The organism is Desulfotomaculum copahuensis (assembly GCF_001655685.1).
Classification (GTDB): Bacteria; Bacillota; Desulfotomaculia; order Desulfotomaculales; family Desulfovirgulaceae; genus Desulfotomaculum_G; species Desulfotomaculum_G copahuensis.
Map to the genome: position 1 here is coordinate 25,735 of NZ_LYVF01000013.1, position 22,820 is coordinate 48,554.

General features: G+C 64.6%; 20 protein-coding genes. 1 reads left to right on the forward strand and 19 read right to left on the reverse strand.

What is annotated here, in order from left to right; translation table 11 throughout:
- Positions 1-278 precede the first annotated feature (278 nt).
- The gene (locus A6M21_RS01465) at positions 279-1,316 is read left to right on the forward strand and encodes a C40 family peptidase (RefSeq protein WP_066666133.1); all 1,038 of its coding nucleotides are present in this window, start codon (positions 279-281) and stop codon (positions 1,314-1,316) included.
- A 175-nt stretch (positions 1,317-1,491) separates the two neighbouring features.
- Here A6M21_RS01465 and A6M21_RS01470 read toward each other — a convergent pair whose 3' ends face one another.
- The 19 genes from A6M21_RS01470 to trpD form a co-directional block, all read right to left on the reverse strand.
- Positions 1,492-2,547 (reverse strand): NAD(P)H-dependent glycerol-3-phosphate dehydrogenase, encoded by a 1,056-nt coding sequence (locus A6M21_RS01470; RefSeq protein WP_066666134.1) that lies wholly within the window; start codon positions 2,545-2,547, stop codon positions 1,492-1,494.
- Between the two features lie 53 nt (positions 2,548-2,600).
- Entirely contained in the window at positions 2,601-3,182 is a 582-nt protein-coding gene (gene plsY, locus A6M21_RS01475; RefSeq protein ID WP_066666135.1) for a glycerol-3-phosphate 1-O-acyltransferase PlsY, read from the reverse strand.
- A 156-nt stretch (positions 3,183-3,338) separates the two neighbouring features.
- Positions 3,339-4,667, reverse strand: coding sequence for a ribosome biogenesis GTPase Der (der, locus tag A6M21_RS01480; RefSeq protein ID WP_066666136.1), 1,329 nt, complete (start codon positions 4,665-4,667; stop codon positions 3,339-3,341).
- Between the two features lie 151 nt (positions 4,668-4,818).
- Positions 4,819-6,129 (reverse strand): DUF512 domain-containing protein, encoded by a 1,311-nt coding sequence (locus A6M21_RS01485; protein ID WP_066666137.1) that lies wholly within the window; start codon positions 6,127-6,129, stop codon positions 4,819-4,821.
- A gap of 200 nt (positions 6,130-6,329) precedes the next feature.
- Positions 6,330-6,806, reverse strand: coding sequence for a DUF3189 family protein (locus A6M21_RS01490; protein WP_066666138.1), 477 nt, complete (start codon positions 6,804-6,806; stop codon positions 6,330-6,332).
- 2 nt (positions 6,807-6,808) lie between these two features.
- Positions 6,809-8,095 carry a stage II sporulation protein P gene (gene spoIIP, locus A6M21_RS01495; protein ID WP_066666139.1) on the reverse strand — a complete coding sequence of 429 codons (1,287 nt, stop codon included), beginning with the start codon at positions 8,093-8,095 and terminating at the stop codon, positions 6,809-6,811.
- Positions 8,088-8,822, reverse strand: a complete 735-nt coding sequence (locus A6M21_RS01500; RefSeq protein ID WP_066666140.1) for a DUF1614 domain-containing protein — start codon at positions 8,820-8,822, stop codon at positions 8,088-8,090. Before A6M21_RS01500 ends, spoIIP begins: the two co-directional genes overlap by 8 nt.
- A 250-nt stretch (positions 8,823-9,072) precedes the next feature.
- Entirely contained in the window at positions 9,073-11,268 is a 2,196-nt protein-coding gene (locus A6M21_RS01505) for a bifunctional 4-hydroxy-3-methylbut-2-enyl diphosphate reductase/30S ribosomal protein S1 (RefSeq protein ID WP_066666141.1), read from the reverse strand.
- A 7-nt stretch (positions 11,269-11,275) separates the two neighbouring features.
- Positions 11,276-11,869, reverse strand: coding sequence for a lysophospholipid acyltransferase family protein (locus A6M21_RS01510; RefSeq protein WP_066666142.1), 594 nt, complete (start codon positions 11,867-11,869; stop codon positions 11,276-11,278).
- Positions 11,869-12,546 carry a (d)CMP kinase gene (cmk, locus tag A6M21_RS01515; RefSeq protein ID WP_066666143.1) on the reverse strand — a complete coding sequence of 226 codons (678 nt, stop codon included), beginning with the start codon at positions 12,544-12,546 and terminating at the stop codon, positions 11,869-11,871. Before cmk ends, A6M21_RS01510 begins: the two co-directional genes overlap by 1 nt.
- 87 nt (positions 12,547-12,633) lie before the next feature.
- Positions 12,634-13,926, reverse strand: a complete 1,293-nt coding sequence (aroA, locus tag A6M21_RS01520; protein ID WP_066666273.1) for a 3-phosphoshikimate 1-carboxyvinyltransferase — start codon at positions 13,924-13,926, stop codon at positions 12,634-12,636.
- A gap of 145 nt (positions 13,927-14,071) precedes the next feature.
- Positions 14,072-15,166 (reverse strand): prephenate dehydrogenase, encoded by a 1,095-nt coding sequence (locus tag A6M21_RS01525; protein ID WP_066666144.1) that lies wholly within the window; start codon positions 15,164-15,166, stop codon positions 14,072-14,074.
- A gap of 117 nt (positions 15,167-15,283) precedes the next feature.
- A complete protein-coding gene (aroF, locus tag A6M21_RS01530; protein WP_066666145.1) occupies positions 15,284-16,348 on the reverse strand; it encodes a 3-deoxy-7-phosphoheptulonate synthase in 1,065 nt (354 codons plus the stop codon).
- Positions 16,349-16,596: 248 nt separating this feature from the next.
- Entirely contained in the window at positions 16,597-17,424 is an 828-nt protein-coding gene (gene aroF / locus A6M21_RS01535; protein ID WP_066666146.1) for a 3-deoxy-7-phosphoheptulonate synthase, read from the reverse strand.
- A gap of 13 nt (positions 17,425-17,437) precedes the next feature.
- Entirely contained in the window at positions 17,438-18,244 is an 807-nt protein-coding gene (gene trpA / locus A6M21_RS01540) for a tryptophan synthase subunit alpha (RefSeq protein ID WP_066666147.1), read from the reverse strand.
- Positions 18,244-19,440, reverse strand: a complete 1,197-nt coding sequence (gene trpB, locus A6M21_RS01545; RefSeq protein WP_066666148.1) for a tryptophan synthase subunit beta — start codon at positions 19,438-19,440, stop codon at positions 18,244-18,246. The genes trpA and trpB overlap by 1 nt, the downstream gene beginning before the upstream one ends.
- A gap of 168 nt (positions 19,441-19,608) precedes the next feature.
- Positions 19,609-20,241 (reverse strand): phosphoribosylanthranilate isomerase, encoded by a 633-nt coding sequence (locus A6M21_RS01550; protein ID WP_066666274.1) that lies wholly within the window; start codon positions 20,239-20,241, stop codon positions 19,609-19,611.
- Between the two features lie 355 nt (positions 20,242-20,596).
- Positions 20,597-21,511: an indole-3-glycerol phosphate synthase TrpC gene (gene trpC / locus A6M21_RS01555; RefSeq protein WP_078060317.1), complete on the reverse strand. Its 915-nt coding sequence runs from the start codon at positions 21,509-21,511 to the stop codon at positions 20,597-20,599.
- Between the two features lie 78 nt (positions 21,512-21,589).
- On the reverse strand, positions 21,590-22,624 hold the full coding sequence (trpD, locus tag A6M21_RS01560) for an anthranilate phosphoribosyltransferase (protein WP_066666150.1): 1,035 nt from the start codon (positions 22,622-22,624) through the stop codon (positions 21,590-21,592).
- Between the last annotated feature and the right edge of the window lie 196 nt (positions 22,625-22,820).

Genomic DNA, 22,820 nt, shown 5'->3' on the forward strand with positions numbered 1-22,820 from the left:
ATCTTCAACCTGAATTGCATCCCCCCTGGGAGGTGGCCGCAATTTTCGGGCTGCTTCCCAAACCGTGTATTCACCTGAAACGGCCTAGTCCAAGTGAATTTTTTTCCAGTGGCATACATTAACAATATATATATATTACCAGTCAACCGGAATATGTCCGCCCGCTTTATGAATTTTCATTTTAACAAATTTTTGGATCATCCGGCAGGATTCCCGTTCCCGGTGTCGAAGAATTTTTCAACGCCAAGGTGAAGTTGTCAGGAAGGGATAGGTGATGCATGAAAAACAAGGTTGGCGGGAATCATTCCCGGGCGGCAAAATACCTTTGTTTACTGTGGTTGCTCTGTTTGCCCGCCTTTCCGGCCGCGGCGGCTGCGGCTGATTATACGGTGAAGCCGGGCGACTCACTGTACGCGATCAGCATGCATTACCACACCACGGTAAAAAGCCTGCAGTCGGCCAACGGCCTGGATGGCAGTATGATTCATCCGGGACAGAAGCTGATGATCCCGGAAAAGGGTAACAACGTGCGGCCGGCGGCCGGCACCGGTGCTTTGCCGTCCCCGCAAAAGGCGCCGCACGCCTTGAAGGCGGACAAAGCACGGACAGCGGACAGACAGCAGACGGCGGCCGGAGCAAACAAAGCCGGAGGGCGCGGGAGCGCCGCACCGGCGGAAAAGCCGCCGGCGTCCGGCTCAACCGGCTACCGGGTGCAGCCCGGCGATTCCATTTACCGGATCGGACTGCGTTTCGGTGTGGATGAACAGGCCATCATGCGGACAAACAGTTTGAATTCCACCCTGATTTACCCCGGCCAGACGCTGGTCATCCCCGGTGCGGCAGGCGGCAAGCCACCGGGCGTCACTGCTCCCCCCGGGGGGTCTTCCGGCGGCGCGCCACCCGGCGGTACCGCCGCGCCGGCGGCCGTTTCACGCGGCGCCGCGGTTGACGCCCGCACTGTGCTGGCCGAAGCAAACTCGCTGCTGGGCCGGCCCTATGTTTACGGTGCCGCCGGGCCGTCGTCCTTCGACTGTTCCGGTTTCACCATGTTTGTTTTCAACAGCGCGGGTATCGCATTGCCCCACAACGCCGCGGATCAGGCCATGCTCGGCCGGACGGTGGACAGGTCCGCCCTGGAACCGGGTGATCTGGTGTTTTTCGGCTACAACGGCAGCAAGGACATTGAACATGTCGGTATATATGCCGGTAACGACCAGTTTATTCATGACTCTTCCACCGGCGGCGTCAAATATTCGTCGCTGAACGAATCCTATTACGCCGCCAATTACCGGGAAGCGCGCAGGCTGTTGTCTTAGCACGGAAGCGGCCAAACGGCGGAAGCCGGCCGGCAACATGGCACCGGCAAAGCCCGCTGCGCTGCAGCGGGCTTTGCCGTCCGTCCGGCCTGATTGATCATCGCCGCGCGAACCCGGCGTGCAGCCGGCGTGCCGCGGAGCAGTTACTGCCGCGTCAGCCGCCCCCGCTGGGCAATCACTTTTGCACCCGGTCGTAGCGCCAGGCCACCGCGGCCAGGGCCACCTCTTCCATTTCCCGCCGCCGTCCGCGGCTCATCAGGTTTTCCAGTGCCTGGCGGGGCGGCAGGTGCTCAAAAAGCACCCGGTACATCTGTTCCGTAATCGGCATTTCCACGCCGTATTGAGCGGCCAGGCGGTAGGCGGCCCGGGTGGTGCGCACCCCCTCCACCACCATGTGCACACTGGCCACCGCCTCGTCCAGCGTCCGGCCCCGGCCGATTTCAATCCCGGCCCGGCGGTTGCGGCTGTGCATGCTGGTGCAGGTGACAATCAAGTCGCCCACTCCGGCCAGGCCGGCAAAAGTAAGCACATTGGCACCCAAAGCCATGCCCAGGCGGGTGATTTCAGCCAGCCCGCGGGTGATCAAAGCGGCCTTGGTGTTGTCGCCGCAACCCAGGCCGTCGGCGATGCCCGTACCGAGGGCGATTACGTTCTTCAACGCGCCGGCCAGTTCGACCCCGGTTACGTCCGGATTGGTGTAAACCCGGAAGCTCCCGGTCATGAACAGGTCCTGCGCTTCTCCGGCGGCGGCCGGATCAGCGGAGGCCACCACCACCGCCGTGGCCATCCCCCGCCCCACTTCCTCCGCATGGCTGGGGCCGGAAAGCACCACGTAGCGGCAGAGCCTTTCCTCCCCCGCTTCGGCGGCGAAAACCCGGGACAGGCGCAGCAGGCTGTCCTCCTCGATGCCTTTGGCGGCGTTTACAATCAGCGTCTGCGCCGTCAGTTCGGGCAGGGCCGCCCGCAATGTTTCCCGGAAGGCGTGTGACGGCACGCCGAAGACGACCGCCCGGGCGTTATGTAAAGCGCCGGCCAGATCCACCGTGGCATGTACGTTTTCCGGTATGTCTACCCCGGGCAGGTAACCGGCATTCCGGCGCTGCCGGTTGATCTCCTCCGCCAGCGCCGCCCGCCGCGACCACATCAAAACCGGGCAACCCCGGCCGGCCAGCAGTACGGCCAGCGCGGTGGCCCAACTGCCGGCGCCCAGCACCGCAACTTTGTCTTCCATTGCGATTCTCCTTCCCGGTACGTTTTCCACCGCGGTATGCAACCGGGGGCCGGTTATCTCCCGCCGAGGCGTGATTCGGTGCCGTCCAGCAGGCGCCGGATGTTCGGCCGGTGCTTGTAGATGGCGATGGCCGCCGCCAGTACCGCGAAGAGCGTATCCAAAAGCGGCCGGCGCAGCGCCAGCATCCATACCGGCAGGCTGGCCGCGGCAATAATCGAGCCCAGGGAAACATAGCGGGAAACCGCCACCACCGCCAGCCAGATCAGCAGGGCCAGCAGGGCGGGAACCGGGGCGAGAGCCAGGAAGACGCCCAGTCCGGTGGCGATGATCTTGCCCCCCTTGAAACCCAGAAAAACAGGCCAGCTGTGGCCGGCCAGGGCGGCCAGGGCGGTAAGCACCTCCAGGCCGTGGCCGCCGGTGTGCCGGCCCAGGAAAACGGCGAGCATTCCTTTGGCCGCGTCGCCCAGCAGCGCCGCGGTTCCGGCCGCCGGCCCCAAAACGCGCCAGGCGTTGGTGGCGCCGATATTGCCGCTGCCGCGCTGCCGGATATCCACGCCGCGGGCGCGCCCCAAAAGATAACCAACCGGTACGGAACCAATCAAGTAGCTGGTCACCACCGCCAGAAACTGAACCACCCGGCAACCCTCCCCGGTCAATACTCGGATTTGACGTTTCGTCCCCAAATTGGCGGTTCAAAGAAGTGACGGCAAACCGATCCGCGGGCCGCACGCGGCGCTTGAACGAAATTCCCGCTGTGCAGCCGCGCGTGCCGCGGCCGGATCCGGCACGGTCTATTTTGCTCCTTCTTCCTTGCGCCGGCGCAGGAAAAAACGGATTGGCGTGCCTTCAAAGCCGTAGGCCTGGCGCAGCTGATTTTCCAGGTAGCGCAGGTAGGAAAAATGCATCAGCTCCGGATCGTTGACAAACAAGATAAAAGTGGGCGGGTTCACCCCGCCCTGGGTAGCGTAAAAAATCTTCAGGCGGCGGGTCTTCTGGGCCGGCGGCGGGTTGTGCAGCAGCGCCTCGCGAATCAGGGCGTTCAAATTGGCCGTGGCGATGCGCAGGTGGCTCTGTTCCGCCACCAGATCAACCGCCTCCAGCACCCGGCCGGTTCTTTTCCCGGTCAGGGCGGAAGTGAAGAGGACGGGCGCGTAGGTCATGAAGCCCAGCTCGCGGCGGATGGTTTCCGTGAAGCGTCCGGCGGTATGCGTATCCTTTTCCACCAGATCCCACTTGTTCACCACAATCACCGCCGCCTTGCCCTGTTCGTGGGCATACCCGGCAATGCGCTTGTCCTGTTCGGTGACTCCCTCCACGGCATCCAGCACCACCAGGGCCGCCTCGCAGCGGTTCACCGCCCGCAGGGAGCGGATCACGCTGAACTTTTCGGTGGGCTGATCGATCCGGCTTTTGCGCCGGATACCGGCCGTATCCACCAGCACATAATGCTTTTCCCCCCGCTGCAGGTGAATGTCCACGGCATCCCGGGTGGTGCCCGGGACATCGCTCACAATCACCCGTTCCTCGCCGAGCAGTGAATTGATCAGGGATGATTTGCCCACATTGGGCCGGCCGATCACGGCAATGCGGATCTGATCGGTTTGGGCTTCCGCCGCTTCCTCCGGCGGCAGCACGGCCAGCAGCCGGTCCAGCATATCGCCGGTGTTCAGGCCTTCGGCGGCGGAAACGGGAATGGGCTCGCCCAGGCCCAGCTCATAAAAAACGGCCAGGTGTTCAGTCCGGCTGAAGTTTTCCACCTTGTTGGCCACCAGCAGCACCGGCTTGTTGTTCCGGCGCAGCATCGCGGCCACTTCCCGGTCGGTGGCGGTCAATTCCGCCCGGGCGTCCACCACAAAAAGCACGGCGTCGGCCTCACGCACGGCCAGTTCCACCTGACGGCGCACGCCGCCGGCGATTTCCCCGGTTTCCCGCAGGTCCAGGCCGCCGGTGTCGACCAGGGTGAAGGCGCGCCCGGCCCATTCGGCATCCTGGTACAGGCGGTCCCGGGTTACGCCGGGCTCGTTTTCCACAATGGCCACCCGGCCGCCCACAATGCGGTTGAACAGGGTGGATTTGCCTACATTGGGCCGGCCCACGATGACTACAATCGGCTTGGGCATGACTGACTCCTTTAATGTTATCGAATGTTACTTTCACCGGCGGGTGTTCCCGTCTTCCAGCGGTTCCCGGGGGGCAAGGCGGGCCGGAAAATGGACGGCATCCAACGCCGGCAAGATCAAGCGCAACATGCGCGCATACAGCGACCGGCGGCTAACCACCAACGGCCAAACCGGCCAGCTCGCGCGGCCCGCCGGCCACGGCCACCGGCAGGCCCAGGCGGCGGGAAAGATCATCCACCGTCAAATCATCAAGAAAAACCCGCCCGTCGTGACGCAGCATGACGTCCGGAATAATCAGCAACCGCCCCGTCGGCCGGCCGGACAATTCCTTTAAAAGATCGCCGCCGGACAACAGACCGGCCACCGTCACCGTCGGGCCTAAAAGGCGGTTCGGCACGGCGTGCAGGCGCACCTGCAGGCCGCTGATCCGGTTCAGGTCCGCCACGGCCGGGGCGAGCACCTTTTCCCCCAGCATCCCCGTGGCCACACTCACCACGCGCTCATCCGGCAGGGCGGCGGGCAGTTCCTTCGCCGCCTGCGCCCATTCGTCCAGGAACAGGCGCGTCAGACCGACGCCGTTCTCCGTCTGGGGAAATTCACCATAGCTTTCCACCGGCGGAACCGGTTCACCGGCGGTCAGGTAAAACTCGTCGCTGGCGTAAACCAGCGGATCGCCGCAGCGGGCCAGACAGTCTTCCTGCCAGCGCCGCACCCTGTTCAGCACGGCCGCCGCTTCCGGCGGGGTGAAAGTGCGCAACGCGAAAAGACCCCGCCGGTGGCCGGTCAGTCCCACCGGCACCAGGGCGATCGAGCGCACCGCCGGCCACAGGGCGCGCAGGCCGGCAAACGTACGGTCCAACTCCGCCCCGTCGTTGAGCCCCGGGCAAAGCACCACCTGGGTATGCACCGCAATGCCGTTTTCGGCCAGAAAGCGCAACTGCGCCATGATTTTGCCGGCGGCCGGGTGGCGCATCATTTTTTCCCGCAGGGCGGGATTGGTGGTATGCACAGATATGTATAAAGGGCTCAAACGCTGCCGGACGATGCGCTCCAGTTCCCCGGACCGCAGGTTGGTCAGGGTGATGAAGTTGCCCTGGAGAAAAGAAAGACGGAAGTCGTCGTCCTTTACGTACAGGGTGTCCCGCAGCCCCGGGGGCATCTGATCCACGAAACAGAACAGGCACCGGTTCTGACAGCGCCGGGTGGCGCCCAGGCCGCCGCCGGCAAATTCCAGACCCAGGCCTTCGTCAAAATCCTTTTCGATTTCCAGCAGCCACTCCTCGCCGCCGGGTTTGACCAGGGTCACTGTAATCTCCTCGTCGCCGGTCAGAAACCGGTAATCGATGATATCGTTCACCGGACGGCCGTTTATTTCCGTCACCCGGTCGCCGGGCGCCACGCCCAGTTCGGCGGCAATGCCGCCGGGCGCCACCGCCGACACCGCCAGGCCGTTCTCCGCCATATGCTTCCTCCCCAGTCCATATCCCTACCATTATCTACTATCGGACATATTAAGTCAAGCCGCCGTTTTATGCCGCAGACCGGCGCGTTGAAAACCGCGAAACTCCTTTGCGGCCGCTTTTGTCCGCGGTTTGCGCCTTCGGTGCCGCGCCGGCACAAAAAACCGGAATGCCCGTCATATCCCGTTTTTCATTTCGCCCGTCACTGCAGGCGGTGCCGCTCCGGTTCCAATTCCTGCAGCACCGCCTGCACCAGTGCCCGCAGCGCCGGGTAGGCCCGCCGGATGCCCCGGGCGGCCAGCGGACGGCCCAGGGTCACCCAGCCCAGCCGGCGCGATAAAAAACCGCCGGCCTTCATGATTAGATTGACGTGTTCCTTGACGTTGACCAGCTTGTAGCTGCCGGCCGGCAGAGAAAAAATACCGGCCAGGCCGGCATAAACCAGTTCGATTAATTGCGGCCGGCCCGGCCAGCCCAGTACGTACACTTCGTTCCCCCGGTCGTCACGGCCCAAAAAGGCGGGAATGCCCTGCTGCCGGGTATCCCGCCGGTCGAACCAGGGGATGGCGGCGATTTCCCCGGCCGGCGGCAGCCTGTCCCGGGGCAGCAGGCCCAGATGAATGGCGGCGGCGGTAACGGATGAATGTGTACCGCCAAAGCAGTAATATATAATTTTCATCCTCAATCCTTACCGGACCGCTCCCGGAGCTTCCGCTCCCCTTCACCGCCGTCCGGACCGTGCTCCCCGCCGGATGCCCGCCCGGTCCCCGCCGGTTTGCCCAGCAGCGGCTTTTTGGCTGGACGGGAGTCGGGCAGGACGGCGAATTCGCGGCCGAAGAAGCCGTTCAGGCGTTTTCTGGCCTGTTCCCAACCGCCTGAACTGATCACCAGAAAAGCGCCGCTGACCAGCAGGGACAGGCCGATGATCCAGGCCAGCGCGCTCCAGCCGCCGGGGGTGGCCGCCGTGGGGTCGGTGACCGGCTTGCTGTATTCCGGCGCACCCGGTTTGGCCGGCCCGGCCGCTCCAAGCACCACCGGCACCGCACCGGCCAGCAGGTCGACGCCCCGTTCGGCTTCCCCTTTGACATTGGTGTAGGTGCCCGCTTCGACCAGCATCGCGGTGGGCATCAGATCCTGGTTATAATTGCCCTTGCCCATGAAGATCTCCTTGACGATCGGCTTGTGCACGCTGTTGGCGTAAGACATCAGCCGCTTGGCAAAATCCAGGTTGGCCTTCATGTTCGGGTTTTCCCGCCCCACCACCAACCGGGTCTGGGTAACATCCTGATTGGAAATGAAACGGCGGTAAAACGTAGCGTCGGGCACGCCGTCCCGGTGCACGTCGAACAGAGCGACCGGATTGCTCTTCATCAGATTCACCGCCGTACGCCGGGAGCGCTGATAGGCGGCGTTGTCGTGCGGGTCGTGGGGCGTCTTGTCATAGTTCACTTTTACTCCGTTGCCCTGCAGCCTGCTGACGAAGGACTGCCCGACCTGATAGATGCCGCCGTGAAACGGAATGGAATCGGCGCCGTCCGAAGGCAGGTAGGACTCGTCGCTGTGGGTGTGGTAAATGCCCACCGGACCGCTGTTTTTAGCCGCCGCGGCCACGGGTACGCTCAGCCGGGCGTAATAATCGCGGTAAGCCAGCAAATCGCGGTCCAAACCGGCAAAACGGGCATAGGCGGTATCACCCAGCACCCGGTTCACCCGGTAGTGCCTTCCTTCAGCGGTGTAGATCTCATCACCGGCCGTGACCGTGCGGGCCGTCTTGCTGATCACGCGCCCTTTTTCATCTTTGATCACAATCACCCGGCCGTCCAGGTGATCGTTTTCCGCTGTCTTGAATAAAAACGCCGGACTGAATACCGGCTGCACCGTCCGGTACAGGCCGGCCGCCGCCAGCAGGCACAAGCCGGCGGCCAGCATGACCGCACCACAGGTAAAACCGCACCGCGTCTTATTCATGCTTTTCGCCTCCTTCCTCCGGCCGGCTTTGCGCATCGAGTTCCGGTTTGCGCAACCCCCGCACCAGTTCCGGCGGCCGGCCGGCTACGGCCGGTCCGCCGGCGGCGCGTTCACGCACTTCCCCCACCACTTCGGCAATCAAGACGGCAAACACACCGGAAAGAATGATCGCGTCAAAAGCACCCGCGCCACCGATGGGCACCCGGCCGGCCGGGGCGCCCCGGGCGGCCAGCCAGAAATAATAACCGGCATCGTTGGCCAGCACGCCCAGTGTGGCGGCAATAAAGGCGCCGCGCCGGGAACGCCCGGCCAGATACCCCACCACCCCGGCCACCAGCGGATACAGCCACAGTGAGTCAAGAAATTCAAACCGCCCGCCCGGCTCGGCCAGGCCGCGCATGAGCAGGGAACCGGCGGCGAAAATGGCCAGGGCGGTAACGGCGGCGGCCACCAGGGCGCGCACCTGCTCCCTGCCCGTGCCGGCCTTGAACAAAAGATAAACGGACAGGCCCAGGGGGACCAGGGCGCCGCCCACATTGACGGACAGGGGGATGCGCCCGCCGGCCAGGGGAATAGTGATAAAACTGCCCAGGATAATAGCGGCGATCACGGCCAGCGCCCCCCGGTCGGACAGGCGCAGGCGGTCCAGCGCCCGGTGGGCCAGACCGAAATAAATGATCAGGGAAACCACCACCAGAACAATCAGGCCGACTGGAAACCGGGTCATTTATGTTGCCCCCTTTGCGGTTATCTCCTGTTTTAGCCTGTCCCGCCGGGTTGTAAATAATGCAAAAATGCGGCCGTTTTACCCGGCTGCAGCAACCGCCGGACTTTTGCCGCAAAAAAAAAGCGGCCGTTAAAGCCACTTTCGGTCCTTGCCTGTCAACACGGCAGTACTTTCAATACGCCGTTCAGCGGCCGTCCCCCGTGACGGGGCCGTCCCGGCCCGCCGGAACGGCCGTTGTCCGGATAACAGCCTACTTGTGTTCGTCAAAGATGTCGCCCACCACATCGCCAATGGTCACACCGCCGCCGTCGTCATTGGGGATATGCTGGTGATGCTTGGGCTGGTGATCACGTGAACGCCGGTTTTCCCGCTCCCGCGGCTCGCGGCCCACTTCCCGGATGGACAGGCGGATGCGTTTTTCGTCTTTATCCACGCTGAGCACTTTGACGTCCACTTCATCCCCCTCTTGAACCACTTCATCCGGAGTGGCCACGTGATGATCGGCCAGGTGTGAAATGTGCACCAGGCCTTCCACGCCGGGTTCCAGCTGGACAAAGGCGCCGAAGGGGGCCAGACGGACCACTTTGGCGTGCACGACGCTGCCCACAGGGTAGGTTTCGTCCACGCTGTCCCACGGATTGGGCAACACCTGCTTCAAGCCGAGGGAGATTTTTTCGTTTTCCCGGTCCACCCGCAGCACGGCCACATCCAGTTCGTCACCCACCTTGACCACTTCCGAGGGGTGATTGACCCGGTGCCAGGCCATTTCCGAGATGTGCAGCAGGCCGTCCACGCCGCCGATATCCACAAAGGCGCCGAAGTTGGTCAAACGCCGTACAATACCCTGGACCACCTGGCCTTCGGCCAGGCTGTCCAGCATTTCCTGGCGTTTCTGGGCCAGTTCCTCCTCCAGCACGGCCTTGCGGGAAAGAATCACTTTCTTGCGGCCGCGGTTTAATTCAATCACCCGGGCGCTGATCTCCATGCCCAGGTACTTGCTCAGGTCTTCCACATAGCCCCGCTCGACCAGGGAGGCGGGCAGGAAGGCGCGCACGCCCACATCAACCAGCAGGCCGCCCTTGACCACTTCGCGGACGGTCCCCTGCACCGGCTCACCGCTGTCCAGCATTTCCTGCAGTTTGACCCAGGCCTTTTCGGCGTCCGCCCGCTCTTTGGACAGAATCAACCGTCCTTCATTGTCCTCCGCCTTGACTACGGCCACCTCTATTTCATCCCCCACCTTGACAATGTCCTGGGGAGAACTCACACTGCAACAGGAAAGCTCGCGCAGGGGGATAATGCCCTCGGACTTGGCTCCCACGTCGACCAGCACTTCATCCGGGCCGACCTGAACCACCACGCCCTTGACGATTTCTCCGTGGCGCAGGGATTTGACCTCCATAGCCTCCTGCATTCCTTCGGCGGCCATCCCGGGCATCGCTTCTTCGGCCTGCTCCGGTTCCGGGGCGGCTTGTTCAGCCGGGGCGGCGTTTTCTTCCGGGGCGGCATGCTCTTCCGGAACATCCTGTTCTTCCGGGGTGGCGTTTACCTGCATTTCCTCCCCGCTTTCCGTGGTTTCCTGTTTGGTTTCCTCGTTTTCCGTCATCTCGCCCAACTCCTTCATGCGTCTTTGAACCTCCTCGATAATCCAGTCAGGTGTGGATGCCCCCGCCGTCAGTCCGGCCACCCGTACACCGGCAAACCAGGCCGGATCCAGCTCCGGCGCGGTTTCCACCTGGTAAGTGGGTACACCGGCCCGACGGCAAAGGCGGGCCAGTTTGCCGGTATTGGCGCTGCCGGCCCCGCCTGCCACAACCATCACCGCCACCCGGCCGGCCAGTTCCAGAGCCGCCTGCTGCCTGGCCACAGTAGCGTGACAGATGGTATTGCAAATCTGAAGGCGCCCTGCTTTGGTTTGCAGGACATCCACCACTGCCTGGAAGTTGGCCGCCGGCTGGGTGGTCTGGGCCAGCACGGCCATGTCCGCGGCGCCGGGCAGGAGCGCGGCCTCTTGCGGGCCTTCCACCACCACCGCCTGCCCGTCCGTCCAGTCAACTATCCCCTGTACTTCAGGGTGTTTTTTATCGCCGACCAGGATTACCTGTTTGCCTGCTGCGGCCAGTTCCCGGGCCAGGCGCTGCGCCCGGGCCACAAAGGGACAGGTGGCGTCCACCACTTGCAGGCCGAGCGCGCCCGCCCGGGCCAGCACCCGGGGACCGGCGCCGTGCGAACGGATGATTAAAGTACCGCCGGACGGCACCTGCTCCACCGCGTCAACCACTCCGACTCCCAGCCGGTTCAACTGCTCCACCACCTGCGGGTTGTGGATCAGGGGACCCAGGGAAAACACGGGACCGTCCCGTTCCCTGGCCGTATCCCGGGCCAATTCAATGGCCCTTTTCACACCAAAGCAAAAACCCGCTTTGGCGGCCCGCCGAACCTCCATTATGCCATCACCGTTCTTGTGCGCTATCCATCAGGCTGGCTATTTCCCCCATCAACATGCGGCTGACCGTCCGGTAATCCTCCCGGGTGTGCCGCCGGCCGTAAAAGGCGGGGAACTCCAGTGGTTTGCCAATATGTACGGTTACTTTGCCCCAAATCCCGCGGGTATTAATCACAGCCACAGGCAGGACGGGAACCTTCGCCCGCAAAGCAAGCATGGCCGCCCCCAGATGGGGTTCGATCAACCCGCCGCTGCGGCTGCGCGTACCTTCGGGGAAAATACCCAGCACCAGACCCCGGGCCAGGATCTGCAGCGAAGTACGGACGGCCGGGCGGTCGCCGCCCCCCCGCTCCACCGGAAAGGCGCCCAGCGCACGGATTACCGGACCCAGCACGGGAATGCGGAACAGCTGCCCCTTGGCCATAAAATGCACCTGCCGGTCAAGAGCGCAACCAACCACCACCGGATCCCAATAGCTCTGATGGTTGCTGATCACCAGCACGCCCCCCGTCCGGGGCAGGTTTTCCGCCCCGCAAACCGTCCAGCGGCGCAATACGAGCAGAATCAAACGGCATAACACCCGGGCCAAACGGTAAAACATCAGCCGTCCCTCCCGGCCGCCTGCGCCAGCACCAGTGCCACCACTTCCGGCGCGCTCAAAGCGGAACAGTCGATGATCACGGCGCCGGCGGCCGGCCGCAGCGGGTCCGCCGCCCGGGTGCTGTCCAGTTCGTCCCGCCGGGCGATTGCCCGGATCAACTCGTCCCGGTCCACATTCACCCCGCCGGCGGCCAGTTCCGCCCGCCGGCGCGCCGCCCTGGCCTCCACCGAAGCGGTGAGGAAAATTTTCACCTGCGCTTCCGGCAGCACCACCGTACCGATATCCCGGCCCTCCATCACCACGCCGCCACCGGCGGCCATTTCCCGCTGCCGGCGCACCATTTCCTTCCGCACGCCGGGCACTCCGGCCACCAGTGAAACCAGCCGGGTCACCGCCTGATCCCGGATCCGGCCGGTGACATCCCGTCCATCCGCCCAAACCCGGGTTTCACCGCCGGAACCGGCGTCCAGACGGATAACGGTCTTTTGTGCCAACTCCGTCAGTGCGGCCCGGTCGGACAAATCCACCCCCTGTTGGATGGCCGTCAAGGTGAGCGCACGGTACATGGCGCCGGTGTCAATATATAACAAACCGAGCCGCCGGGCCACTTCCCGGGCCACGGTGCTTTTGCCCGCCCCGGCCGGGCCGTCGATGGCAATGCTGATTTTGCCGGTCATGGATCCGCTCCTTGAATCATAACACAAATACTCTTGTACTTTCGACACCAGAAAGTAATTTCCTTTTTTTAAAGTCAAATAATAATATTATTTTACCCCCAGTGAAGCTAAAATACCGGTAAATCCGGGGAAGGACACATCAACACAGGCCGCGTCACGCACCGTGGTGGCGCCCCGGGCGGTCAGACCGGCCACCGCACAGGCCATGGCCACACGGTGGTCTCCGTGGCTGTCGCACAGCGCCCCGCGCAAAGGACGCCCCCCGCGTACCACCAGGCCGTCCGGCAGTTCGGCAATTTCCGCCCCCATTTTGCCCAGCTCCGCCACCATGGTGGCGATGCGGTTGCTTTCCTTGACTTTCAGTTCGGCGGCGTCGCGGATCACGGTTTCCCCCGTCGCCAGGGCGCCGGCCACCGCCAGTACCGGGATTTCATCAATCAGGCGGGGAATCAGCGCCCCGCCCACGCTCACGCCGTGCAGCGCCGCCGCCCGCACCCGGATGTCCGCCACCGGTTCGCCGGCCGCCGTCCGGCGGTTGCACGGGGTGATGTCCGCCCCCATGCGTCCCAGCACGTCAAGAATGCCGTCACGGGTCGGGTTGACGCCCACGTTGGCAATGGTCAGGTCGGAGCCGGGCAGCAGCGAGGCGGCCACCAGCAAAAAGGCGGCCGAAGAAATATCCCCGGGCACCGGCACGGGCTGGGCGGTCAACTTCTGCCCGCCGGCCAGGCGTACGGTGAGGCCGTCCACGGTCAGGCGCGCGCCGAAATAATGCAGCATGCGTTCGGTGTGATCCCGGGAACGGACCGGTTCGGTGACGGACGTTTCCCCGTCCGCCAGCAGGCCGGCCAGCAAAACAGCCGATTTCACCTGCGCGCTGGCCACCGGCGAGTGGAAATCGATGCCCCGCAGGGCGCCGCCCCGGATGGACAAAGGAGCCAGTTCGCCATTTCCCCGCCCGTCGATGCGCGCACCCATCTGTTTTAACGGCGCGCTCACCCGGGCCATCGGCCGCCGGCGCAGGGAGGCATCGCCGGAGAGCACGCTGAAAAAGGGCAGTCCGGCCAGGATGCCCAGCAACAAACGCATGGTGGTGCCGGAATTGCCCGCGTCCAGCACATCCGCCGGTTCCTGCAGGGCGGCCGCCCCCCGGCCGTGCACGGTCAGCGCGCCGTCACTGTCCGGACCGCTGAAACGCACCCCCATGGCTTTCAAGCAGCGCACGGTGGACAGGCAGTCGTCGCCGGGCAGGAAGTTTTCGATGCGGGTGTCCCCTTCGGCCAGCGCGCCCAGCATCACCGCCCGGTGGGAAATTGATTTGTCCCCGGGCACGGTGACGGTACCGGTCAGCGGTCCGGCCGGGTTGACGGTCAGGTCCATATCACCACTCCGTTTTTGTTTCCGGTATAAAAAGCCGGTTTTTACCGTAAAATTGGTCAACTGAAACCGCATAAACAAACTTTTTTAATTTGCGTGTTGTGTTCAAAAAATCATGGCCGTTAAAGGCAACCTTCCTTGTGCACTTCTACCGGCCCGCCGCCTGGATGCCTTCTTTTTTCAATACGGCCACGGCGGCGTCGCGGTCCTCCTCCGTGGCGAAAGCAAGCCGGATGGTGCCCCCCTCGCCTTCCCGCACCCGCAGGATTTCAATGTCGGTGATGTTGATCCCGGCCCGGCCCAGGGGGGCGGCCAGATCGGCAATCATGCCCGGCCGGTCGGGTACGGTGGCCACCAGTTCAAAAAGGGCGGGCAGATAACCCCGCGCCCGGGCGGGCAGGGAATGGCGCACCTGCCTGGCCCGCTCCAGCAGGTCCGCGATGGCCGGGCCGTCCCCGGCGCCGACGGCATCCTCCAGCGCCTGCAGCTGCCGGCGGAAAACAGCCAGCACATCCAGCACCGCCCGGCGGTTGGCCAGAAAAATGTCCCGCCACATGGCGGCGCCGCTGGCGGCCACCCGGGTGGTGTCCCGGAAACCGCCCGCCGCCAGGGGCAGGAAATCATCCCGGTCGGGCAGGATGGCCAGGGTATTGACCAGGGTTGCCGCAATCAGGTGGGGCAGGTGGCTGACGGCGGCCACCGCCCGGTCGTGCTCCTCCGGATGCATGCGCACCATCCGGGCGCCCACGCCGGCAATCAGTGCCTGCATGCGCTTTAATACCGCCTCCGGGACGTCCCGGGCGGGGGTGATGATATAATAGGCGTTCTCAAAAAGAAACGGATCGGCGCCGGCGCAGCCCGTCTGCTCCGAACCGGCCATCGGATGGCCGCCCACGAACCAGACGCCGTCCGGCATCATGGCGGCGGCCCGCGCCGCAATGGACGCTTTCACACTGCCCACGTCCGTGACCACCGTACCGGGCTCCAGGCGGGGCAGTATTTCCGCCAGCACCGTCATGGTGCAACCCACCGGCGTGGCCAGCACCACCAGTTCCGCCCCGCGCACCGCCTCACCCGGATCCGCGCAGACCTGGTGCACCGCGCCCCGCTCCAGCGCCAGGCGCCGGTTTTCCGGGTCCGGGTCGGCGCCGGTCACCCGGCGGGCCAGTTTGCGGCCGCACAGGGCCATACCCAGGGAACCGCCGATCAGTCCGACACCAATAATTGATACTTTTTCAAACAACCATACTCACCTGCTTTGTACTGCCTGCACCATTCCAACCAATAACCTGGAAACCTTATTGCCACCGCCTGTGGGACCGGACAATGGAACCGGAAGGAAAAACCGGATGCATTCCCCTCAGCCACCAACATTACGATTTTCACCGCGGGCGCCGCACACCTCCCGCCGCCCGACCCCCCGGTCCATCAGTGCGGCCACCCGGCGCACATCCTCCATCAGGGCGGCGAAGTTTTCCGGGGTCAGTGACTGCGGCCCGTCGCACAAGGCGTGCGCCGGATCGGGATGCACCTCGATCAGCAGGCCGTCTGCCCCGGCGGCGACGGCCGCCCGGGCCATGGCCGGGACAAAACGCCATTTGCCGATACCGTGGCTGGGGTCCACGATTACGGGCAGGTGGCTCAAATATTTGACCACCGGCACCGCTGTAACATCCAGCGTGTTGCGGGTGTAATTTTCAAAAGTGCGGATGCCCCGCTCGCAGAGGATGACCCGGTGGTTGCCCCCGGCCATGATGTACTCCGCCGCCATCAGCCACTCTTCAATCGTGGCCGAGGGGCCGCGCTTCAATAGAACCGGTTTGTCCACAGTAGCCACTTCCCGCAGCAAAAAGAAATTCTGCATGTTGCGCGCGCCGATTTGCAAAATATCCGCATAAGCGGCCACCAGGGGCAGCGTACGGGCGTCCATCACTTCGGTCACGATTTTCAAGCCGGTCGCCTCCCGGGCCTCGGCCAGCAGTTCCAGGCCTTTTTCCTCCAGACCCTGGAAGGAATAAGGCGAGGTGCGCGGCTTGAAAGCACCGCCGCGCAAGATGGTCGCCCCGGCCTCCCTAACCTGGTGCGCCGCTTCCAGCAATTGTTCCCTGCTTTCCACCGCACAGGGACCGGCCATGACCTGGATCTGCCCGCCGCCGATGGCGATATTGCCCGCCGTAACCACTGTATCGCCGGGGTGAAAGGCCCGGCTGGCCAGCTTGTACGGCTGTAACACCGGCACCACCTTTTCCACGCCGCTCATGGCTTCCAGTCCCATATCCCCGAGGCGGGTGCGGTCGCCGATGGCGCCGATGATCGTGCGCTCCACGCCCTCCGAAAGATGCACTTTGAAACCGGTGTTTTCCAGCCGCTTCAAAACCGCTTCCACCTCCCGGGCGGAAGCATTATGGCTCATCACAATAATCATCTGTTTACCTCCATCCTGCCTGCCTTGCGTTTATTTTACCCCCAAAATCAGACAAAGGCACCCCAGAGGAGTGCCTTTCAAGAAAAATCGCATCGCCTCCCCCTGCCGTACTGCCGTCCTGCAACCATTCTACAAAATTTATGTTACCATAGATTACTGCCGCTGGCAATGATTTTTCCTTTCTCCCTGTCCGGCCCCCGGAGAAGGCTTTTAGCCGGGAGAAATCCGCAAACCGGCAATGGTTTTCCTTATTCTCCGTCCAGGCGCCGGCCCAGGACGGCGGCCAGGGGGCGCAGTTCGTTCAATAAAGCGGCGAACTGCCCGGGCTCCAGGGACTGTTTGCCGTCCGACAGCGCCCGGGCCGGATCCGCATGCACTTCCAGCATCAGTCCGTCGGCGCCGGCCGCCACCGCCGCGCGGGAGACCGGCCCGACCAGGGAGCGCCGGCCGGTGCCGTGACTGGGGTCGACGATCACCGGCAGGTGGGAAAGCTCCTTCACCGCCGGCACGGCGTTGATATCCAGGGTGTTGCGGGTGTAGGTTTCAAATGTGCGGATGCCGCGCTCGCACAAGATCACCCGCCGGTTGCCCTCGCTCAGTATATATTCCGCCGCCAGCAGCCATTCCTCGATGGTGGCGGCCAAACCGCGCTTTAACAGCACCGGCCGGTTGATGCGGCCGGCCGCTTTGAGCAGGGCGAAATTCTGCATGTTGCGGCTGCCGATTTGAATGATGTCGCAATAGGTGCAGACTTTTTCCAGGTATCTGACGTCCGTGACCTCGCTGACCACGGGCAGGCCGGTGTATTCCCGGGCGCGGGCCAGAATGCGCAGGCCCTCCTCCCCCAGGCCCTGAAAAGAATAGGGCGAGGTACGCGGCTTGAAAGCGCCGCCCCGCAGCACGTGCGCGCCCATCTCCTTCAACGTACGGGCCAGGGAAAGCATCTGTTCTTCACCCTCCACGGCGCACGGCCCGGCGATAATGAGCACCCGGGGGCCGCCGGCGCGGCAGGTGCCCAGATCAATGACGGTGTCTGCCGGCCGGTGCTCCCGGCCGGCCAGCTGAAAGGATGGCAAAACCCGAACCCCCTTATAAATTCACCAGCGCGCTTTTAATCTCACCGGCCAGGCCGGCCGCCGCCGGCACCGGGTCGCTGTCCGCGGCCGCCGCCACCCGGTCGACAATGGCGCTGCCCACCACCACGGCGTCGCAGCAGGGAGCCACCCGGGCGGCCGCGGCCGGACCGGAGATGCCGAAACCGACGGCCAGGGGCAGGCCGGTGTATGCGCGCACCCGCCCGGTAAACTTCGCCAGGTCGGTGTGGATTTCCTGCCGGGCGCCGGTGACGCCGGTGACCGAAACGCAGTAGACAAAGCCCCGGGCGGCGGCGGAGATGGCCTGCAGCCGCTCCGGCGTGGTGGTCGGGGCGACCAGCGGGATCAGTGCCAGTCCGGCGCCACCGGCCGGCGCCAGCAGCGCCCCGGCTTCCTCCAGCGGCAGGTCGGGCACAATCAGGCCGTCCACACCGGCCGACGCGGCGTCCCGCACAAATTCTTCCAGGCCGTACTGTAAAACGGGATTGTAATAGGTCATGAAGATCAGCGGCACATCCGTGCGCCGGCGGATCCGCGCAGCCGCAGCGATGATCTGCGCCACTTTCACCCCGCCGGCCAGGGCGCGCGCGGCGGCGCGCTGGATGGACGGACCGTCGGCCACCGGGTCGGAAAAAGGGATGCCCAGTTCCACCAGGTCCGCCCCGGCAGCGGCTATCGCTTCCACCAGACGCACGGTGGTGTCCAGATCGGGATCCCCGGCGCAGATATAGGCAATCAGCCCCTTTTCCCGCCGGGCGGCCAGTTCGTCAAAACAGCGGCTGATCCGGTTCACTGCCGTCATTACTGTTCACCCCCTTCTTGATCTTCCAGTGCGGCCACTGTTTCCACATCTTTATCCCCCCGCCCGGAAAGGTTCACCACCAGCACGGCGTCCGCCGGCATTTGCGGCGCCATGCGCACCGCTTCGGCCAGGGCGTGGGCGCTTTCCAGCGCCGGAATGATTCCCTCGGTGCGGCAGAGCAGGTGAAAGGCCGCCAGCGCTTCCCGGTCGGTGACCGCGGTGTAGGCAACCCGGCCGGAGTCTTTCAAAAAGCTGTGTTCCGGCCCCACGCCGGGGTAGTCCAGGCCGGCGGAAACCGAGTGGGCCAGGTTGATCTGGCCGTCTCCGTCCTGCAGGACATAGCTCAGCGAGCCGTGCAGCACGCCCGGCCGGCCGCGGTTCAAGGTGGCGGCGTGTTTGCCGGTTTCCAGGCCGGCGCCGGCCGCCTCCACTCCCACCAGGCGCACCGGAGCATCTTCCAGGAAGGGATGGAAAATGCCCATGGCGTTGCTCCCCCCGCCCACGCAGGCTACGATGGCATCGGGCAGCCGTCCGGTCTGCTCCAGCACCTGGCGGCGTGTTTCCAGGCCGATCACCCGCTGGAAATCGCGCACCATCTGCGGATAGGGGTGGGGACCGGCCACCGAACCCACCAGGTAGTAGGTGGTTTCAACATTGGTCACCCAGTCGCGCATGGCCTCGTTCATAGCGTCCTTCAGTGTGCGGCTGCCCGCTTTCACCGGCACCACCTCCGCACCCAGGATGCGCATGCGGTAGACGTTCAAGGCCTGGCGGGCGGTGTCCTCTTCGCCCATGTAGACGGCACACTCCAGGCCGAACAGGGCGGCGGCGGTGGCGGTGGCCACCCCGTGCTGCCCGGCGCCGGTTTCGGCGATCACGCGCTTTTTGTCCATGCGGCGGGCGAGCAGGATCTGGCCGATGGTGTTGTTGATCTTGTGCGCGCCGGTGTGGTTGAGATCTTCCCGCTTCAGGTAGATGCGCGCCCCGCCGCAGTGTGCGCTCAAACGGGCGGCGAAATACAGGGGTGAAGGCCGCCCCACGTACTGGGCCAGGTAATAGTTCAGTTCCTCGTGAAATTGCGGATCCGCCCGGGCGTCCTTGTAGGCGTCCGCCAGTTCCGTCAGGGCGGGCATCAGCGTCTCGGGCACGAAACGCCCGCCGAATTTGCCGAAATAACCCCGTGTGTCGGGCAGCATGGTTCTTCCTCCTTTGAAAAAGGCTGGTGTTGTTGCACCTCGTCTCTCCAATGCTCCGGTCCGGTTCGGGCTGCCGGTGCGCTTACCGAAAGCACCGCCGTGTTTCGTTTCCGGACCGTAGAAGCTCGCTTCCCCGGTCCGGCCACCACCTTCTAAAGCAGTCATTTTTCACATTTGAAGCGGCGCTGAACCCGCCTCCCCGGCCGCCCTGATCAGACGGGCTATTTTTTTCCGGTCCTTGCGCCCGTCCGTTTCCACACCGCTGCTCACGTCCACCGCGTACGGCTTGACCAGCGCCGCGGCCCGGGCCACATTTTCCGGTGTCAGGCCGCCGGCCAGGATCAAAGGCGTTTTCAGTCCGGTGTTCTGCGCCAACCGCCAGTCGAAGGCCCGCCCGCTTCCTCCGGCCCGGCCGGGCACCAGCGTATCCAGAAGCACGGCCGCCACCGGGTAGTCCCCCATGTCCGCCGGCAGTCCCGCCCCTCCGACCCGGAAGGCTTTGATCACCCGCACCCGTTCGCCCAGGGCGCGGCAGTAGTCCGGCGGCTCACTGCCGTGCAGCTGCACCGCGTCCAGGCCGCAGTAGTCCACCATTTGGGCCACCTCCGGCAGGGGCGCGTCCACAAACACCCCCACCCGGGACACGAAAGGCGGCAGGGCGCGGCAGATCAGGCGGGCCTGCTCCGGGCCGGCGCGCCGCCGGCCCGGGGCGAAGACAAAACCGAGGGCGGCGGCGCCGGCCGCGGCGGCAAAAAGGGCCGTTTCCAGGTCGGTGAGGCCGCAGATTTTCACTTTGACCACCTTTTCAACCTCCAGGAACAAAATTTGAGCGCTTGACAAACCGTCCGGACGCCAGGGCGTTGAAATCGATCGCTATTGTCACGGACGAAGCAGGCAATGCCCGGCCGCAAAAAGGCTTTCGCCATTCCGGCGCCACGGCCGCTTCACGGCTGCACCGCCCCCGGAATACGCTTTTTACGGGTACGGCCGGACAGCGCCGGTTTTCCCCGTGCCGCGGCCAAAGACCGGCGTTTATGTTGAATGGTCTTCCGAACAGGCAGATTTTAATGCTATAATGGAACAGACTATTTACAGGAAGGGCGGCTGTTTTATGTTAACCTGCAAGGTGCGCAACACTTTCCTGGTGCTCGGGCCGTTATTCATCCTGGCCGGCTTCACCAATTTCTTTCACTCCATCTTGAATCTGGTTGTCCTGGCCTTCGGCATTTCCATGGTCTTCTGCGTGCTCTTCCGCGGCCTGACCTGACGGAAGTAACTGCGTGCGGCCGTCGGCCGCACCGAACAACTCCCCGATCCGTCCGGTTACATCAGAAGCCGTGACCAGCGCCTCCCCCACCAAAGCGGCGTCCACGCCGCAGGCGGCCAGAGCGAGTACATCCCGCCGGGTGGCGATGCCGCTTTCACTGACCACCACCACCGAAGGAGCGGTGATCAGTTCCCGCAACCGGCAGGTGGTGGACAAATCCGTGTGAAAGGTGCGCAGATCGCGGTTGTTGATGCCGATGATTTCCGCACCTGCGTCCAGCGCCCGCTGCACTTCCTCCCCGGTATGCGCTTCCACCAGACAGGCCAGGCCCAGCCCGCCGGCCAACCGGAAAAGGGCAGGCATCTGTTCCGGTGACAGGGCGGCCGCAATGAGCAGCACGGCGTCCGCCCCCAGGCAGCGGGATTCATACAGCTGATAAGGATCGATGATAAAGTCCTTGCGCAAAACAGGCAGCCTCACCCGCCGCTTGATCAAGGGCAGAAAGGCGGCGTGGCCGCGGAAAAAATAATTGTCCGTAAGCACCGACAGCGCGGCCGCCCCGGCCTGCTCATAAAGCCGGGCCAGAGCCGCCGGCCGCAGGCCCGGGCAAAGCCACCCCCGCGAGGGAGAGGCGCGCTTGATTTCGGCCAGCAGGGCGACCCGGCCCGGTTGGCGTAACGCCGGTTTGAACGGCCGGGCGGGCGGCAGGCCGGCGAGCACCTTTTCCAGTTCCCCCACCGGCCGCAATTCCCTGCGCCGGGCCACCTCCCGTTTTTTTTGGGCGATAATACGGTCCAGAATCATTTTGACATCCTCCAACGGACCAACCGGCATGCAGCCGGGAAAGGGTTGACCGGACGCTTTTATAACAGCGGCGGATGCCTATAAACTGGCCACCTGTCTGGCCGCCCGGCGGGTGTAGTCGATCAGGGCTTCCAGTTTGGCCTGCGCCTCCCCGCTGTCAATACTTTGCGCCGCCAGGGCCAGCCCGCCCGGAATGTCCGCCGCCGCCCCGGCGGCCACCAACCCCAGGGCGGCGTTGATCAACACCGCATCCCGCCGCGGTCCGGTGACGCCGCACAGGATCTCGCGGATGATGGCGGCATTTTCTTCCGCACCGCCGCCGGCCAGCGCCTCCACCGGCGCCCGCGGCAGGCCGCAGGCGGCCGGATCCAGCGTAAAGTCTCTTACTGCGCCTTCATCAACCTCGGATACCTGCGCCGGACCGGCCGGGGAAACCTCATCCAGGCCGCCGGCCCCGTGCACGACAAAGGCCCGCCGCACCCCCAAACGGCACAACACCCGGGCCAGGCGGGGCACCAGTTCCGGACTGTAAACCCCGAGCACCTGGGCTCCGGCGCCGGCCGGGTTGGTCAGCGGGCCGAGTACGTTGAAGACGGTGCGGATGCCGATCTCCCGCCGCGGACCGGCGGCGTGCTTCATGGCCTTGTGCAGCGCCGGGGCGAAAAGGAAGGCCATGCCCACTTCCTCCAGGCATCCCTCCAGCGCCGCCGCCGGCAGATCCAGGTGCACCCCGAGCGTCTCTAGCACGTCGGCCGACCCGCAGCGGCTGCTGGCGGAGCGGTTGCCGTGTTTGGCCACCGGTACGCCCGCGCCGGCAATGACCAGGGCGGCCGCGGTAGAGATGTTGAAGGTGCCGGCCCCGTCGCCGCCGGTGCCGCAGGTGTCCACCGCCACCGGAAAGCGGCAGCGTACGGGGGTGGCCAACCGGCGCATCACCCGGGCAAAGCCGGTGATCTCCGCCACCGTCTCACCCTTCAAGCGCAGGGCGGTGAGCAGGGCGGCAATCTGCGCCGCACTGGCCCGGCCGCCCATGATATCCTCCATTACCCGTTCCGCTTCTTCTTCATCCAGGCTGCCGCCGGCCACCACGCGGTTGATGGCTTCTTTGATCATCTTTGCTCCACTCCTCTCAGCTGTTAGCCGGACTCAGGCGGCCGGATCAAAGGCACGGCCCCGTTACCCCTGCCCCGGCCGCTGTGCCGCGGAGATCTGCATCTCTCCCCGGCTCCGCCGGACATGGATTTGGACCCGGCAATAACCGCCCCGGGGATCCGCCGGACCCCGCGACCGGGGCAAGCCGGCGCCGGCG

Excerpts from the sequence above, each read along its gene's own strand:
- A6M21_RS01500 (WP_066666140.1), bottom strand. The coding sequence starts at position 8,822 with ATGACCCGGTTTCCAGTCGGCCTGATTGTTCTGGTGGTGGTTTCCCTG.
- A6M21_RS01510 (WP_066666142.1), bottom strand. The coding sequence starts at position 11,869 with ATGTTTTACCGTTTGGCCCGGGTGTTATGCCGTTTGATTCTGCTCGTA.
- A6M21_RS01490 (WP_066666138.1), bottom strand. The coding sequence starts at position 6,806 with ATGAAAATTATATATTACTGCTTTGGCGGTACACATTCATCCGTTACC.
- A6M21_RS01485 (WP_066666137.1), bottom strand. The coding sequence starts at position 6,129 with ATGGCGGAGAACGGCCTGGCGGTGTCGGCGGTGGCGCCCGGCGGCATT.
- aroF (WP_066666145.1), bottom strand. The coding sequence starts at position 16,348 with ATGATTATTGTGATGAGCCATAATGCTTCCGCCCGGGAGGTGGAAGCG.
- A6M21_RS01465 (WP_066666133.1), top strand. The coding sequence starts at position 279 with ATGAAAAACAAGGTTGGCGGGAATCATTCCCGGGCGGCAAAATACCTT.
- A6M21_RS01470 (WP_066666134.1), bottom strand. The coding sequence starts at position 2,547 with ATGGAAGACAAAGTTGCGGTGCTGGGCGCCGGCAGTTGGGCCACCGCG.
- trpB (WP_066666148.1), bottom strand. The coding sequence starts at position 19,440 with ATGCTGCCCGACACACGGGGTTATTTCGGCAAATTCGGCGGGCGTTTC.
- cmk (WP_066666143.1), bottom strand. The coding sequence starts at position 12,546 with ATGACCGGCAAAATCAGCATTGCCATCGACGGCCCGGCCGGGGCGGGC.
- der (WP_066666136.1), bottom strand. The coding sequence starts at position 4,667 with ATGCCCAAGCCGATTGTAGTCATCGTGGGCCGGCCCAATGTAGGCAAA.
- trpD (WP_066666150.1), bottom strand. The coding sequence starts at position 22,624 with ATGATCAAAGAAGCCATCAACCGCGTGGTGGCCGGCGGCAGCCTGGAT.
- aroA (WP_066666273.1), bottom strand. The coding sequence starts at position 13,926 with ATGGACCTGACCGTCAACCCGGCCGGACCGCTGACCGGTACCGTCACC.
- spoIIP (WP_066666139.1), bottom strand. The coding sequence starts at position 8,095 with ATGAATAAGACGCGGTGCGGTTTTACCTGTGGTGCGGTCATGCTGGCC.
- A6M21_RS01505 (WP_066666141.1), bottom strand. The coding sequence starts at position 11,268 with ATGGAGGTTCGGCGGGCCGCCAAAGCGGGTTTTTGCTTTGGTGTGAAA.
- trpC (WP_078060317.1), bottom strand. The coding sequence starts at position 21,511 with ATGATTCTGGACCGTATTATCGCCCAAAAAAAACGGGAGGTGGCCCGG.
- trpA (WP_066666147.1), bottom strand. The coding sequence starts at position 18,244 with ATGACGGCAGTGAACCGGATCAGCCGCTGTTTTGACGAACTGGCCGCC.